General features: G+C 65.4%; 13 protein-coding genes. 10 read left to right on the forward strand and 3 right to left on the reverse strand.

Going from position 1 to position 14,853, the window contains the following annotated elements; translation table 11 throughout:
* The first annotated feature begins 18 nt into the window (after positions 1-18).
* Positions 19-729 carry an MgtC/SapB family protein gene (locus DB708_RS16125; RefSeq protein WP_108923446.1) on the forward strand — a complete coding sequence of 237 codons (711 nt, stop codon included), beginning with the start codon at positions 19-21 and terminating at the stop codon, positions 727-729.
* Between the two features lie 10 nt (positions 730-739).
* Here the strand turns inward: DB708_RS16125 and DB708_RS16130 are convergent, their stop codons facing one another.
* The gene (locus DB708_RS16130; protein WP_108923448.1) at positions 740-1,951 is read right to left on the reverse strand and encodes an NAD(P)/FAD-dependent oxidoreductase; all 1,212 of its coding nucleotides are present in this window, start codon (positions 1,949-1,951) and stop codon (positions 740-742) included.
* Positions 1,952-2,032: 81 nt separating this feature from the next.
* Here DB708_RS16130 and DB708_RS16135 point away from each other — a divergent pair, with 81 nt between their 5' ends.
* Together DB708_RS16135 and DB708_RS16140 are read left to right on the forward strand one after the other, a co-directional pair.
* Entirely contained in the window at positions 2,033-2,971 is a 939-nt protein-coding gene (locus tag DB708_RS16135) for a sterol desaturase family protein (RefSeq protein ID WP_201263533.1), read from the forward strand.
* A gap of 107 nt (positions 2,972-3,078) precedes the next feature.
* Entirely contained in the window at positions 3,079-3,756 is a 678-nt protein-coding gene (locus DB708_RS16140) for an Rv1815 family serine proteinase (RefSeq protein WP_108923452.1), read from the forward strand.
* Here DB708_RS16140 and DB708_RS16145 read toward each other — a convergent pair.
* Positions 3,753-4,196: a nitroreductase/quinone reductase family protein gene (locus DB708_RS16145; RefSeq protein ID WP_108923454.1), complete on the reverse strand. Its 444-nt coding sequence runs from the start codon at positions 4,194-4,196 to the stop codon at positions 3,753-3,755. The genes DB708_RS16140 and DB708_RS16145 overlap by 4 nt on opposite strands.
* Positions 4,197-4,317: 121 nt before the next feature.
* On the opposite strand from DB708_RS16145, the gene DB708_RS16150 reads away from it, so the two are divergent.
* From DB708_RS16150 to DB708_RS16160, 3 genes are all read left to right on the forward strand, one after another.
* Complete coding sequence (locus DB708_RS16150) at positions 4,318-5,001, forward strand: TetR/AcrR family transcriptional regulator (protein WP_201263534.1); 684 nt, start codon at positions 4,318-4,320, stop codon at positions 4,999-5,001.
* 128 nt (positions 5,002-5,129) lie between these two features.
* Positions 5,130-5,630 (forward strand): VOC family protein, encoded by a 501-nt coding sequence (locus DB708_RS16155; protein WP_108923456.1) that lies wholly within the window; start codon positions 5,130-5,132, stop codon positions 5,628-5,630.
* Positions 5,631-5,706: 76 nt separating this feature from the next.
* Entirely contained in the window at positions 5,707-7,170 is a 1,464-nt protein-coding gene (locus DB708_RS16160; protein WP_108923458.1) for an FAD-binding protein, read from the forward strand.
* 47 nt (positions 7,171-7,217) lie between these two features.
* On the opposite strand, the gene DB708_RS16165 is transcribed toward DB708_RS16160, so the two are convergent.
* Positions 7,218-9,137 (reverse strand): ABC transporter ATP-binding protein/permease, encoded by a 1,920-nt coding sequence (locus DB708_RS16165; protein ID WP_108923460.1) that lies wholly within the window; start codon positions 9,135-9,137, stop codon positions 7,218-7,220.
* A gap of 94 nt (positions 9,138-9,231) precedes the next feature.
* Between DB708_RS16165 and DB708_RS16170 the strand changes: the two genes are divergently transcribed.
* From DB708_RS16170 to DB708_RS16185, 4 genes are read left to right on the forward strand one after another with little or no spacing between them, the layout of a single operon-like run.
* A complete protein-coding gene (locus tag DB708_RS16170; protein ID WP_108923462.1) occupies positions 9,232-10,875 on the forward strand; it encodes an acetolactate synthase in 1,644 nt (547 codons plus the stop codon).
* Positions 10,876-10,909: 34 nt separating this feature from the next.
* Positions 10,910-13,240: an accessory Sec system translocase SecA2 gene (secA2, locus tag DB708_RS16175; RefSeq protein ID WP_108923464.1), complete on the forward strand. Its 2,331-nt coding sequence runs from the start codon at positions 10,910-10,912 to the stop codon at positions 13,238-13,240.
* A 53-nt stretch (positions 13,241-13,293) separates the two neighbouring features.
* Positions 13,294-13,911 carry a CDP-alcohol phosphatidyltransferase family protein gene (locus DB708_RS16180; protein ID WP_108923466.1) on the forward strand — a complete coding sequence of 206 codons (618 nt, stop codon included), beginning with the start codon at positions 13,294-13,296 and terminating at the stop codon, positions 13,909-13,911.
* A complete protein-coding gene (locus DB708_RS16185) occupies positions 13,904-14,827 on the forward strand; it encodes a DUF881 domain-containing protein (RefSeq protein WP_108923468.1) in 924 nt (307 codons plus the stop codon). The genes DB708_RS16180 and DB708_RS16185 overlap by 8 nt, the downstream gene beginning before the upstream one ends.
* The last annotated feature ends 26 nt before the right edge of the window (positions 14,828-14,853 follow it).

The following is a 14,853-nucleotide window of genomic DNA, read 5'->3' on the forward strand; positions in this document are numbered from 1 at the left end:
CCGGGGAAGGAGCGCGGTGTGACGCAGACGTTGAGCGTCGCCGATTTCGGGCTCCGGCTCGGCGTCGGGGTGGGGTGTGGCGCCCTGGTCGGCATAGAGCGGCAATGGCGAGCCCGCAGGGCCGGGCTACGGACGAACGCTCTGGTCGCCGCAGGTGCAACCCTGTTCGTGTTGTACGCGGTTGCCACCGCGGACAGCAGCCCCACCCGAGTCGCGTCCTATGTGGTGTCCGGTATCGGGTTTCTCGGTGGTGGCGTGATCCTGCGCGAGGGCGTCAACGTCCGGGGCCTCAACACCGCCGCCACCCTGTGGTGCTCGGCGGCGATCGGCGTCCTGGCCGCCTCCGGGCACCTGGTATTCACGTTGATCGCCACCCTGTCCGTCCTCACCATCCACTTGATCGGCCGCCCGCTGGGGCGGGTGATCGACCACGACAACGACGCTGAAGAGGACGAGGGCCGTCAACCCTTCCTGGTGCAGGCCATCTGTCGTCCGAAGTCCGAGAAATACGCCCGCGCCCAACTGATCCAGCACGCCAGCAGCAACGACATGACGCTGCGCGGCATCCATACCGGGCGGGTGACAGACGACGAGATCACCTTGACCGCACACCTTCTCGTGGACGGACATACCCCGGCCAAACTGGAGCGATTGGTCGCCGAGCTGTCCTTGCAATCCGGCGTTCGCGCGGTGCAGTGGTACGCCGGCGACGAGCGACAGCCGGAATGATCGCGCCCGGCTACGGGCGGTCCTGTAGCTCCGGCGCGGCCGACGCCAGCAGGTCGGCGCGGACGCCGGTCAGCGGGGGATAGATTCGCCTGCGATTGATGGTCTGCTTGGTGGCCTTGGCGTGCGCTCCCGTCGAGACCACTGCGCGATCCCATCCCTCGGTGTAAACCGCACCGGCCGGCCCGAGATCGAGAACCGTGACATACCAAGGGATTCGAAGGGCCAGCAGGGGCGCGTCAAACAAGTCGCTAATCACGTTGTAGCCAGCATAACGGCCCATCGGCCGCCCGTGCTGACACGACATCACCGACAGGTGTTCGTCATCCATGCGCGCCGCGGCCACGTCACCCGCGGCGAATATCGACTCGACTCCGATCACCCGCAGGTAGTCATCGACGAGCACCCGGCCCGACCGGTCGCGGGCCACCGGCAGCTGTTCGGCGAGCGAGCTCGCCCGCATGCCCGCGCACCACACCACGGTTGCCGCCGCCAGCTGCTCACCCGAGGACAAAGACACCGCGGTGGGGCCGACCTCGGTGACACTGGCTCCTGTTCTGGTCTCAATGCCATTGTCCGACAATGCCTTTTCGATCACCGGTCGTGCCGAGGGGCCCATATCGGAGCCGACCACCGGATTGTGGTCGACGAGAACCACCCGGGGAGTGATTCCGGAGAACAACGCGCGCAACCGGTTCGGCAGCTCGCATGCCGTCTCGATACCCGTCAGCCCGGCACCGACCACGACGACCGTCGCCGCTTCGGGCGCCGGCGGACCGCCGGCAAGTCCCTGCAGATGCCGCTGCAACGCGACGGCGCCGTCATAGGTGTCGACGTCGAAACCGAACTCCCGCAGCCCCGGTATGACCGGTTTGAGGACTCGGCTACCCGACGCCAGCACCAGCCGGTCGTAGCCGAATGTCTCACCGGCTGCGGTTCCGACGGTTCGGGTGTCCGCGTCGACGGTCGTCACCTCGGCGGCGATGTGCGCCACCCCGGCGGGATCGAGCAGCTCGGAGAGCGGAATCCGGCAGGCGCGCAGATCGGCCTCGTAGTTGCGGACCCGGATGTCGTGGCACCCCGTCGCGCTGAGCACGGTGATATCGACCGTTCCCGGCGGCACAGCAAGCTCGTCGAGTCGCCGGGCGGCGCCGAGCGCCGCCCATAACCCCGCGAACCCGGAGCCGACCACCAGCACAGCCGTCCCGCGATTGATCGCTGTCATCAGCCACAGTCTGGACCGTCGAGGCGCCCGAGCGACAGATCGGATTGATGACTGCCGCACCGCAGGCCTTACCCTGTCTGTGTGGGTGCCATCACAGGGTTCTTAGCCGTACTACCTCCGCAAATGCGGGACCCGGTGCTGCTCGCCATTCCGTTTTTCCTGCTGCTGCTGATTCTCGAGTGGACCGCGGCCCGCAAGCTGGAGCATCTGGAGGCGGCCGAGGATCCCCGCCCGGCGTCGGGTGCGTATCTGACCCGCGATTCCTGGGCGAGTATCTCGATGGGGCTGGTCTCGATTGCCACCACCGCCGGCTGGAAGACCCTGGCCCTGCTGGGTTACGCCGCGATCTATGCCTACCTGGCGCCGTGGCACCTGCGGGTGGACCAGTGGTACACCTGGGTCATCGCGATCGTCGGCGTCGACCTGCTGTACTACGCCTACCACCGCATCGCCCACCGGGTGCGACTGATCTGGGCCACGCACCAGGCTCACCACTCCAGCCAGTACTTCAACTTCGCCACCGCGCTTCGCCAGAAGTGGAACAACAGCGGCGAGATCTTGATGTGGGTTCCGTTGCCGCTGCTGGGAATTCCGCCCTGGATGGTGTTCTTCGCCTTCTCGCTGAACTTGATCTACCAGTACTGGGTGCACACCGAACGGATCGACAAGCTCCCGCGGCCGTTCGAATTCATCTTCAACACGCCGTCGCACCACCGGGTGCACCACGGCATGGACAAGGTGTACCTCGACAAGAACTACGGCGGCATCTTCATCATCTGGGATCGCTTGTTCGGCAGTTTCCAGGCCGAGCTGTTCCGTCCGCATTACGGCCTCACCAAGCAAGTGGACACCTTCAACATCTGGAACCTGCAGACCCGTGAATACGTCGCTATCGTGCGCGACTGTCGGTCGGCGAGCCGGTTTCGTGACCGGTTGGGCTATGTTTTCGGACCGCCGGGCTGGACTCCGCGCCTGGCCGGTCAACCCGATGACTCCGTTCGGCTGGCGACGTCGATGTAACGCCGGCCCCGGCTATCGCGATTAGGTCGATGTCGAAACAGTAACGACGTAATCTCGAGTTGTGGTCGGTGCCCGCGCCGGCCTTGACGGAACGGAGTCCGTCCGTGATGTATCGCATGGCACTTCGCGTATTGGCCGCAGGCGTTGCCGCCCTGGCATTCATTCCCGGTCTGCCGGCCGCAAAGGCCCACGCAGACCCGGTCGCGGTGTTCCCGGGCATGGAGATCCTGCAGGACAACCGTCTTTGCACGCTGGGCTATGTCGATCAGGCCGCCCGAATCGGATACACCGCGGGACACTGCCGCAGCACCGGAAACGTCGTGACCGACAAGAACCGCAACGTCATCGGCCATCTCGCAACCTTCCGAGACGACACGCCCAGCGGCTCGACGGTGGCAGTCGACCAGGCGATCAGCGACTACGAGGCGATCGTGCTCGACGGCAACGTGTCGATGAACGACGTGCTGCCGGGCGGACGGCCGCTGGTATCGAGCCCGAACATCGCGCTCGCGCCGGGGCAGCCGATCTGCCACTTCGGCGTGTCCACCGGAGAAACGTGCGGCACCGTCGAAGCCGTCAACAACGGCTGGTTCACCATGTCCCACGGTGTCCAGAGCCATCCGGGCGACTCCGGCGGTCCGGTATACCTGGCCCCTCCGGGAGGTCCCGGACAGGTCGTCGGGATCTTCAACAGCATGTGGGGCGACTTCCCCGCAGCGGTGTCGTGGCGGTCCACCTTCGAGCAGGTCCACCAGGACATGGCAGGGCAAGTTAACGCCGGCTAGGGCGACCCGAGCACAAACACCGGTATCGATGGGGCTGCAGCCCGCAATTGCTCGTCGGTGGATTCCGGCGTCAACCCGGCCACGTGACCCTTGACCTCCCAGTACCACCTGTCGAGGTAGCGCTTCACCAGTTCCGGTTTGCCCGCATCGTCGACCTCGGTCGCCACCACGCTTTGCCGGCGCCAGCGTGGCCCCAGTTCGACGACACCCGCGGCCCTGACGTTGCGTGCCCACTGGGTGTTGCCTCGGGGCGAAATGAGATAGTCGACGCCGTCGCTGGTCAAGACGTTGATCACCACCGCTCGCAGCTTCCCGGTCTTGCGCCCGCGGACGCGCAGCGCGCGGGTCCCGGCGATGCTGACCCCAAGATCGGCGAGCCAGCGGATGACGACATTGCTGGCCCGAGCGGTCCGGTTGGGTTGTTCATAGCGGGTGGACATCGTGGATCCTCTCGGCCGGCCCTGCGAAATTGTGAGAGCAGTGCTCTCTTGCTTGGTCACAATGGCACAACACTCAACGAAAAGCAAGAGCGGTGATCTCGAATTGTGTCAGACTGCCTACGTGGGCAAACGCCAGGAATCGCGCGAACAGATCGAGACGCGCATCGTGGAGCTGGGACGTCGCCACCTGGTCGATCGCGGCGCGTCCGGGTTGTCGCTACGTGCGATTGCGCGTGATCTGGGCATGGTCTCCTCAGCCGTGTACCGATACGTGTCCAGCCGCAACGAATTGCTCACCTTGCTGCTGGTCGACGCGTATTCCGACCTGGCCGAGTCAGTGGACCGGGCCCGCGAGACCGTGGGCGAACTGTGGAGTGACGATCTCGTCGCCATTGCGCAGGCGTCGCGACGCTGGGCCGTGCAGCATCCTGCGCAGTGGGCCCTGCTGTACGGCAGCCCGGTGCCGGGATACCACGCCCCTGCGGAGCGCACCGTCGGAGTCGGCACCCGCGTGGTTGGAGCCATCTTCGACGCCATTGCTGCGGGAATCACCACCGGTGATATCCGGCTAACGAGTACCGTTGTCCCACAACCGATGTCATCAGACTTCGATCGAATTCGGCAGGAATTCAGCTTCCCCGGTGATGACGCCGTCATCACCAAGTGCTTTTTGTTCTGGGCGGGGGTGCTCGGTGCCATCAGCCTCGAGGTGTTCGGGCAGTACGGCACCGACACCCTGACTGACCCGGAGACGGTCTTCAACACTCAGCTCGAGCTGCTGGTGGACGTGCTCGCTCGGCATTGACCGCCGGCGGCCGGAGACCCGGAATTAGAACGTGTTCACCTAACGATTCCGGGCACCGAACCCCGGATTACGGCAAAGATTTTCTAGGTCTTTCTGGCGGCCCTCGGACTGGGCTATCCTGCCAGACGATGACGCTTGAAGTTCGATCACCGACACAGATCGCCTGGGTTACCCAGAGTCTTGATGCCACCGAAACAGCTCTCACCGGCTTGTTAGGTGTCCGGAAGTGGGTTCGGATACCCGAGGTGCACTTTGCTCCGGACAGCTGCAGTTACCGCAGTAACCCCGCCGATTTCGTCGCCAGCATCTCGCTGAGCTATCTCGGCGACATGCAGCTGGAACTGATCAAACCGGTCAGTGGTGAGAACATCTATAGTGAGTTTTTGCGTGACTGCGGGCCGGGTTTGCACCATATCTGCGCGGAGGCCGACAGCCCCGAGCAATTCGCTGCGACGCTGGCCGACGTCGCGAACCATGGCGCCGCGGTAGTACAACAGGGCGTGATGCCCGGGGGAATCCAATTCGCTTACCTGGCAGCACCACAGGCGGGTGTGCCGTTTCTGGAGATCGCCTACGTCTCGCCCGAGATGAGGGCGTTTTACGACTACATCAAACAGGAGCAACGGTGAGCCGCGCCAGCAACGATGCAGCACAAGAAAGCAATGTGGGGGCAACTCCCGCTTGCGGGGGAGAGGAGTGGCGCCAATGAGCACCGAGATTCCAGCAACGGTCAACGAGAGCACAGTGACGTCCTGGTCGGACGAAGTCGACGTGCTCGTGATCGGTTTCGGCATCGGCGGTGGATGCGCGGCGGTGAGTGCGGCGGCGGCCGGCGCGCGGGTGCTCGTCCTCGAGCGAGCCGCCGTGGCGGGCGGGACCACATCGCTTGCCGGCGGCCACTTCTACTTGGGTGGCGGCACCGCGGTCCAGGAGGCGACCGGTCATTCCGACTCGTCTGAGGAGATGTACAAGTACTTGGTCGCGGTGTCCCGTGAGCCCGACCACGATAAAATTCGCGCGTACTGCGACGGCAGCGTCGAACATTTCGATTGGCTCGAAGAGTTGGGTTTTCAGTTCGAGCGCAGTTACTTTCCGGGCAAAGCGGTGATCCAGCCCAACACCGAGGGGCTGATGTTCACCGGCAACGAGAAGGTATGGCCATTCCTGGAGCAGGCGGCGCCGGCACCGCGCGGCCACAAGGTGCCGGTACCCGGCGACACCGGCGGAGCCAGCATGGTGATCGAGCTGCTGCTCAAGCGGGCCGCGAGCCTCGGCGTGCAGATCCGCTACGAGACCGGCGCCAGCGAACTGATCGTGGATGATTCAGGCGCGGTGACCGGGGTGGTGTGGAAGCAATTCACCGAAACCGGTGCGATCAAAGCAAAGTCGGTCATCATTGCCGCCGGCGGATTCGTGATGAACCCGGAGATGGTTGCCAAGTACACGCCGAAACTGGCCGAGAAGCCGTTCGTGCTCGGTAACACCTACGACGACGGCCTCGGCATCCGGATGGGTGTGTCGGCCGGCGGCGCCACCCAGCACATGGATCAGATCTTCATCACCGCTCCGCCGTACCCGCCCTCGATCCTGTTGACCGGGATCATCGTGAACAAGCTCGGGCAGCGGTTCGTCACCGAGGACTGCTACCACTCCCGGACGTCCGGGTTCATCATGGACCAGCCGGACAGCTCGGCGTTCCTGATCGTCGACGAGGCGCACCTCGAGCACCCATCGATGCCGTTGGTGCCACTCATCGACGGCTGGGAGACCGTCGCCGATATGGAAGCGGCCCTTGGCATTCCGGAGGGCAACCTGGTCGCAACGCTGGACCGCTACAACACCTACGCGGCCCGCGGCGAGGACCCCGACTTCCACAAGCAACCGGAATTCCTTGCGGCACAAGACAAGGGCCCCTGGGGCGCGTTCGACATGTCATTGGGCAAGGCGATGTACGCGGGCTTCACCGTCGGCGGACTGGCCACCTCCGTGGACGGTCAGGTGTTGCACGAAGACGGCACGGTGGTGCCCGGCCTGTACGCGGCGGGGGCGTGTGCGTCCAACATCGCGCAGGACGGCAAGGGCTATGCCAGCGGCACGCAACTCGGCGAGGGCTCGTTCTTCGGCCGCCGCGCCGGAACGCATGCGGCCCAGGAAGCCGGCGGCGCTTAGCCCCGTTAAGACGCAGCGCCGGAACGCACGTGGGCGGGAAAGCAGCGCTAGACCCTCGCGGGCTCCGGACCGACCGGGCCGAGCCGCCACTGGCCGCCACCAAGCAGCTGCAGCTGTTGTTCATGGTGCTGCTCCACGGTACGGCGATGGCTGACACTGACCACGACACAATCCGGCAGTTCACTGCGAAGCAGTTGATAGAGCGCGAATTCCAGACCCTCATCAAGGGCAGAGGTGGACTCGTCGAGGAACACGGCCCGTGGCTTGGTGAGCAGAATCCGGGCGAACGCAACACGCTGCTGCTCGCCGGGAGAGAGCACCTTGGCCCAGTCGTGTTCTTCGTCGAGCCGTTCGATCAGCGGGGCCAGCGCCACCTTGTTCAGCACGTCGTGCAGTTCGCCGTCGGTGATGGAGTCCGGCGAATTCGGGTAGCACACCACGCCGCGCAGATTGCCCAGCGGCACATACGGCAACTGCGACAAGAACATCGTCGCGTTGTCACCCTCGGGGCGGCACAGGGTTCCCGACGCATACGGCCACAATTCGGCCAAGCTGCGCAGCAGCGTGGTCTTGCCGGCGCCGGAACGTCCGGTGATCACCAGCGTGTCGCCCGTGTCGAGCTCTATGTTGAGCGCGTCGATCAGCTGGTCCCCGTCCGGCGTGCGGACCTCGATACCGGCCAACTCCACCGCCTTTTCCTGGCTCGGTTTCACCAGCACCGCGGGTAGCGCACGGCCCTGGGCGTTGGCGTCGACCAGCCCGTGCAACCGGATGATGGCGGCACGGAATGAGGCGAACGCGTCATAGTTGTTCCGGAAGAACGACAGCGAGTCATGAATATTGCTGAAAGCCGTTGCCGTCTGGCCGACATCGCCGAAGTTGATCTTGCCGGCGAACAAGCGCGGTGCCTGGATGATCCACGGCAACGGGACGATCGCCTGTGACACCAACCAATTCCAGCCGTTGAAGATGATGGTCCGCCGGACGAACTTGCGGTAGTTACCGATGATCGGCGTGAAGCGCCGCCACAGTTGCGCCCGCTCAACCCGCTCGCCGCGGTAGAAGCCGACCGCCTCCGCGGCGTCGCGCAGCCGCACCAGGGCATAGCGGAATGCAGCGTTGAGCTTCTCGTTGTTGAAGCTCAACCAAATCAGTGGGCGCCCAAGCCAAATCGCGACGACCGTCGCGATCAGCACATAGACCACAACCGTCCAGAACATGGCTCTTGGCAGCGTGATGCCAAAGAGGGTCAAGTCGCCGGACAGATTCCACAGAATGGCGGCGAACGAGATCACCGAAGCGACGGCGTTGACGGCCCCGAACAGCAACGTGCTGCCCGTACCGTTGGCTGGGTTGTTCGGCGTTCCGCCGGCGTTCGCGGTGAAGATGTCGACATCCTGCTGGATACGCTGGTCGGGGTTGTCAATGGTGTTGTCGATGAAAAGATCTCGGTAGTAAGCCTTGCCATCCAGCCAGTCGTCGCTGAGGTGGGCGGTCAACCAGACGCGCCAGGCGATGATGAACCGCTGGGTGATGTAGATGTCGAGCATGAATCGGACGACGTAGAGCGTCGCCAGCAGGCTGAAAATCAACAGCGACATGTAAAAGCCGTGAATACCAGACTGTTTGACGGCATCATCGCCGGCGGCCGTCCCCTGGACCGCGATCTGCACCGACGTGTACAAGTCGTTGCCCTGGTAACTGAGCAGCACGACGAGCCGCACTGCAAGCAGCACCGACAGCAGCAGCACCCCAAGTAACAGCCACACCTTGACACTGGCCGGGCCGACGAAATACCCGCGGGTGATCCGCCAGAACTGCCGCCCCCAGGGCGTGAAATATCTGAATGCGACCAACACGACGATCAGCGAAACCGCGCCGATCGCCCAGGCAATGGCGACCCACTGCAACGAGTCCGCTAGTGCCGACGACCAGTCGATGGATGGCTTGAATAGCGTGGGACCCAACTTCGACGTCTCCTTGCTATCGAGGCCTCTTGAGGAGCCTCGTGGCGAATGCTTCCCAGCGAAGGTACCCGAGACCGGCGGATAGGCTGCCAGGATGAGCATCGACGCTCCGTCCAGCCAGATCGTCCACGCCGGCCGACTCATCGCCCGACGCCTGCGAGCCAGCGGTGTCGACACCCTGTTCACGTTGTCCGGTGGCCATCTGTTCTCCATCTACGACGGCTGCCGCGACGAGGGCATTCGTCTCATCGATACCCGCCACGAGCAGACGGCGGCGTTCGCCGCGGAGGGCTGGTCGAAGGTGACCAGGGTGCCGGGCGTGGCCGCACTCACCGCGGGCCCCGGCGTCACCAACGGAATGAGCGCGATGGCGGCCGCGCAGCAAAACCAGTCACCGCTGGTCGTGCTGGGTGGCCGGGCACCCGCACAGCGATGGGGGATGGGATCGCTGCAGGAGATCGACCACGTGCCGTTTGTGGCGCCGCTGACTCGCTTCGCGGCCACCGCGCAGTCCGCCGAGGATGCGGGCCGCCTCGTCGACGAGGCATTGCGTGCCGCGGTAGGCGCCCCGTCGGGCGTGGGATTCGTCGACTTTCCGATGGATCACGTGTTCGCCGTCTCCGAGGACGACAGCCGTCCGGGCGCGCTGGACGAGCAGCCACCGACACTGGCTGCCGACGGCAACGCCCTGGACCGTGCCGCCAGCCTGCTAGCGACCGCACAGCGGCCGGTGATCATGGCCGGCACCAACGTGTGGTGGGGACACGCCGAGGCGGCGCTGCTGCGGCTCGCCGAGGAGCGGCGAATCCCGGTGCTGATGAACGGGATGGCCCGCGGCGTCGTACCCGCCGATCATCCGTTGGCGTTCTCGCGGGCGCGGGCCAAAGCGCTGGGCGAGGCGGATGTCGCCCTCGTCGTCGGCGTGCCGATGGATTTTCGGCTCGGCTTCGGCAAGGTGTTCGGGCCCCAGACTGAGCTCGTCGTGGCGGACCGGGCCGAACCAGACCGGGAGCACCCCCGGCCGATCGCGGCGGGCCTCTACGGCGACCTCACCGCCATTCTCTCGGCGCTGTCCGGGCCGAGCACGGCCGACCATCAGGACTGGATTGCTGCGCTGCGGACAGCTGAGACGGCCGCGCGAGATCAGGAAGCAGCCGATCTGGGTGACGACCGAATCCCGCTGCACCCGATGCGGGTCTACGCCGAACTGGCGCCGCTGCTGGACCGCGACGCGATCGTGGTGATCGACGCCGGCGATTTCGGTTCGTACGCGGGCCGGGTGATCGACAGCTACCAGCCGGGCTGCTGGCTGGACAGCGGCCCCTTCGGCTGCCTTGGCTCAGGTCCTGGCTACGCGCTGGCCGCCAAACTGGCCCACCCGAACCGTCAGGTCGTCCTGCTGCAGGGCGACGGCGCGTTCGGTTTCAGCGGCATGGAATGGGACACCCTGGTGCGCCATCAAGTACCGGTCGTGTCGGTGGTCGGTAATAACGGAATCTGGGCGCTGGAGAAGCATCCGATGGAGGCGATCTACGGCTATTCGGTGGTCGCGGAGCTGCGTCCGGGCACCCGCTACGACGAGGTAGTTCGCGCGCTGGGCGGCCACGGCGAACTGGTTTCGGCACCCGCCGAGCTTCGCCCCGCACTGGAGCGTTCCTTCGCCAGCGGCCTGCCCGCCGTCGTCAACGTGCTCACCGACCCGAGCATCGCCTATCCCCGCCGATCGAACCTGGCCTAACGGGTCGGCGCAGCTCACCGCGTACGGTTGACCTGTGTCAAAGACCACCCGCACTCAGCCGGGCCGCCTGAGCAGCAGATTTTGGCGACTGCTCGGCGCCAGTACGGAAAAGAACCGCACCCGCTCCCTCTCGCAGGTCACCGACTCGTCCGAGTACGACGAGAAAGCCGCCGATCTGTCCGACGAGCAGTTGCGCAAGGCCACCGGGTTGCTCAACCTCGACGACCTCGCGGACTCCGAGGACATCTCGCAGTTCCTGGCGATCGCCCGGGAAGCCGCGGAGAGGTCAACGGGGTTGCGACCGTTCGACGTTCAGTTGTTGGGCGCGCTGCGCATGCTCGACGGCGATGTGATCGAGATGGCGACCGGCGAGGGCAAAACCCTGGCCGGCGCGATCGCGGCGGCTGGGTACGCCATCGCCGGCCGGCACGTGCACGTGGTCACCATCAACGACTACCTGGCTCGCCGCGACGCGGAATGGATGGGCCCGCTGCTGGAAGCGATGGGGTTGACGGTCGGCTGGATCACCGGGGAGTCGACAAGCGCGGAGCGCCGCACGGCCTACGACTGCGACGTCACGTACGCCTCGGTCAACGAGATCGGCTTCGACGTGTTGCGGGACCAGCTGGTGACCAACGTCGACGACCTGGTATCGCCGAATCCCGATGTGGCCCTTATCGATGAGGCCGACTCGGTGCTGGTCGACGAGGCGCTGGTGCCGCTGGTGCTGGCCGGCACCACACACCGGGAGACGCCACGGCTGGAGATCATCAAACTCGTCGGCGAACTCGACGCCGACGCCGACTACGACACCGACTCCGACAGCCGCAACGTGCATCTCACCGATGCCGGCGCCCGCAAAGTCGAGAAGAGACTCGGAGGCATCGACCTGTACTCCGAGGAACACGTCGTCACCACGCTCACCGAGGTCAACGTCGCGTTGCATGCGCACGTGCTGCTGCAACGCGACGTGCACTACATCGTCCGCGACGATGCCGTGCACCTGATCAACTCCTCCCGCGGCCGCATCGCGCAACTGCAGCGCTGGCCGGATGGCCTGCAGGCCGCTGTCGAGGCTAAGGAAGGCATCGAGACCACCGAGACAGGCGAGGTGCTGGACACCATCACGGTGCAGGCGCTGATCAACCGCTACACGACGGTGTGCGGAATGACCGGCACCGCGCTGGCCGCCGGCGAGCAGCTACGCCAGTTCTACAAGCTCGGCGTCTCACCAATTCCACCGAATACTCCTAACATTCGCGAGGACGAGTCCGACCGGGTCTATATCACCGCCGCGGCCAAGAACGACGCGATCGTCGAGCACATCGCCGACGTGCACGAGACGGGACAGCCGGTGCTGGTGGGCACCCGGGACGTGGCCGAATCCGAGGAGCTGCACGAACGGCTGGTGCGCCGCGGGGTGGCCGCAGTCGTGCTGAATGCCAAGAACGACGCCGAGGAAGCCCAAGTGATTGCCGAGGCCGGCAAATACGGCATCGTCACGGTGTCCACCCAAATGGCGGGGCGAGGCACCGATATCCGCCTTGGCGGATCCGACGAAGCCGACCACGACAGGGTCGCCGAGCAAGGCGGGCTGCACGTGGTCGGCACCGGCCGCCATCACACTGAGCGGCTGGACAACCAGTTGCGTGGGCGGGCCGGCCGTCAGGGCGATCCCGGCTCGTCGGTCTTCTTTTCGAGCTGGGAGGACGACGTCGTCGCGGCCAACCTCGATCGCAACAAGCTGCCGGAGCAGACCGACGAGGACGGCAAGATCGTCAGCGGCAAGACCACCGAATTGCTCGATCACGCGCAGCGCGTCGCCGAGGGCCGGCTGTTGGATGTGCACGCAAACACCTGGCGCTACAACCAGTTGATCGCCCAGCAGCGCGCCATTATCGTTGATCGACGAAACACGTTGCTGCGCACAGTAACTGCGCGTGAGGAGCTTGCCGAGCTGGCGCCGAAACGTTACGAGGAACTGGCCGAAACTGAGGGCATCTCCGAGAAACGCCTCGAGACGATCTGCCGGCAGATCATGCTCTTTCACCTCGACCGCGGCTGGGCCGATCACCTGGCCTATCTCGCCGACATCCGCGAAAGCATCCACCTGCGCGCGCTGGGCCGGCAGAACCCGCTGGACGAGTTCCACCGGATGGCGGTCGACGCGTTCGCGTCGCTCGCCGCGGATGCGATCGAGGCGGCTCAGCAGACGTTCGAAACGGCCAACGTCCTCGAAGAGGAGCCGGGCCTGGATCTGTCCAAGCTGGCGCGGCCGACGTCGACGTGGACATACATGGTCAACGACAACCCGCTGTCCGACGACACGTTGTCCACCCTGAGCCTGCCCGGAGTGTTCCGCTAGCCTGCTCGTCCCGCGGTGCGCACCGCAACGTCACCGGGCTAGTGTCACGGCTCATGGAGCCGGATCCGCCAGACCGGGTACTGACAGTGCCCAATCTCTTGAGCGTCGTCCGCCTGCTGCTCATCCCGGTATTCATCTACGTTCTGATCTTCGCGCACGCCAACGGCTGGGCCGTGGCGATCTTGATGTTAAGCGGGGCCTCCGACTGGGCCGACGGCAAGATCGCCCGCACGCTGAACCAGTCATCGCGGCTGGGCGTCCTGCTGGACCCCGCGGTTGATCGCCTCTACATGGTGACCGTGCCCCTGGTGCTGGCGCTGAGCGGGATCGTGCCGTGGTGGTTCGTCATCACGCTGGTGGGCCGCGACATGCTGCTGGCCGCCACACTGCCGCTGCTGCGGAGCCGCGGCTTGTCGGCGTTGCCGGTGACCTACGTCGGCAAGGCCGCGACGTTCGCCTTGATGTCCGGGTTTCCACTCGTTCTGCTGGGCACCTGGGACGCGTTGTGGAGCCGGGTGATCGGCGCGTGCGGTTGGGGTTTTCTGATCTGGGGTATGTACGCCTACCTGTGGTCATTCGTCCTCTACGCGGTGCAGATGGTCCTGGTGCTGCGCCGGATGCCCAAGGTCACCCAGCATCCGCTCGCCCCCAAGGTGGGTGAGCATGGCTGAACTGGACCGCATGCTCGGCGGCTACGACCCCAACTCGGGCCGCAGCGCGCATACCGCGGTACGCCCAACGCTCATCCCGGTGCCGTCCCTGCTGCGTGCGCTGCTGTCGGAGCATCTGGATCCCGGTTACGCCGCGGCAGCGCAGCGACGCGGCGACACAACCGCCGCACCGACCGGGCGAACGCGCGTTTTCGGCTGGCTGTGGCAAGGTTTGGCGGCCATGCTGGTCGCCACCGTGTTCGCCGCCGCGGTCGCGCAGGCCCGCTCGGTCGAGCCCGGTGTGCGCACCGCCCAGCAGCTACTGGTGCGCAGCGTGCGGTCAACGGAAAACGCTGCCACCAAATTGGCTCAGCAGCGCAGCAAGCTGTCGAGCCAGGTCGACGACGTACAGCGACTCGCGCTGGCCGACGATGCGGAGGGTCAACGGTTGCTGACCCGTCTGGACGGACTCAGCCTGGCGGCGGCCAGCACAGCGATCATCGGCCCGGGCCTGACCGTGCAAGTGACCGATCCCGGTGCTAGCCCGAACCTGTCCGACGTGTCCAAGCAACGGGTGAACGGCAGCCGGCAAATCATCCTCGACCGCGATCTGCAGCTCGTGGTCAACTCGTTGTGGGCCAGCGGCGCCGAGGCCATTTCGGTGGGCGGAGTGCGGATAGGGCCGAACGTGACGATCCGTCAGGCCGGAGGAGCGATCCTGGTCGACAACAACCCCACCAGCAGCCCCTACACGGTCCTCGCGGTCGGGCCGCCGCGCGCGATGCGCGACGTTTTCGAGAACAGCCCCGGGTTGCAACGTCTTAGGCTGCTGGAGGTCTCCTACGGTGTCGGTATCGCGGTGAACGTCTCCGACGGTCTCTCGCTGCCGGCCGGATCGGTCCGGGAAGTCAAGTTCGCCAAACAGATTGGGCCCTAGTGAGAAAAGTCCTCGTGAGGCTGGGG

Source organism: Mycobacterium montefiorense (assembly GCF_003112775.1).
Classification (GTDB): domain Bacteria; phylum Actinomycetota; class Actinomycetes; order Mycobacteriales; family Mycobacteriaceae; genus Mycobacterium; species Mycobacterium montefiorense.

What these genes read in the sequence shown, in the direction of transcription:
- DB708_RS16170 (WP_108923462.1), top strand. Translation starts at nt 9,232, where the DNA reads ATGAGCATCGACGCTCCGTCCAGCCAGATCGTCCACGCCGGCCGACTC.
- DB708_RS16180 (WP_108923466.1), top strand. Translation starts at nt 13,294, where the DNA reads ATGGAGCCGGATCCGCCAGACCGGGTACTGACAGTGCCCAATCTCTTG.
- DB708_RS16130 (WP_108923448.1), bottom strand. Translation starts at nt 1,951, where the DNA reads ATGACAGCGATCAATCGCGGGACGGCTGTGCTGGTGGTCGGCTCCGGG.
- DB708_RS16140 (WP_108923452.1), top strand. Translation starts at nt 3,079, where the DNA reads ATGTATCGCATGGCACTTCGCGTATTGGCCGCAGGCGTTGCCGCCCTG.
- DB708_RS16160 (WP_108923458.1), top strand. Translation starts at nt 5,707, where the DNA reads ATGAGCACCGAGATTCCAGCAACGGTCAACGAGAGCACAGTGACGTCC.
- DB708_RS16155 (WP_108923456.1), top strand. Translation starts at nt 5,130, where the DNA reads ATGACGCTTGAAGTTCGATCACCGACACAGATCGCCTGGGTTACCCAG.
- DB708_RS16185 (WP_108923468.1), top strand. Translation starts at nt 13,904, where the DNA reads ATGGCTGAACTGGACCGCATGCTCGGCGGCTACGACCCCAACTCGGGC.
- DB708_RS16145 (WP_108923454.1), bottom strand. Translation starts at nt 4,196, where the DNA reads ATGTCCACCCGCTATGAACAACCCAACCGGACCGCTCGGGCCAGCAAT.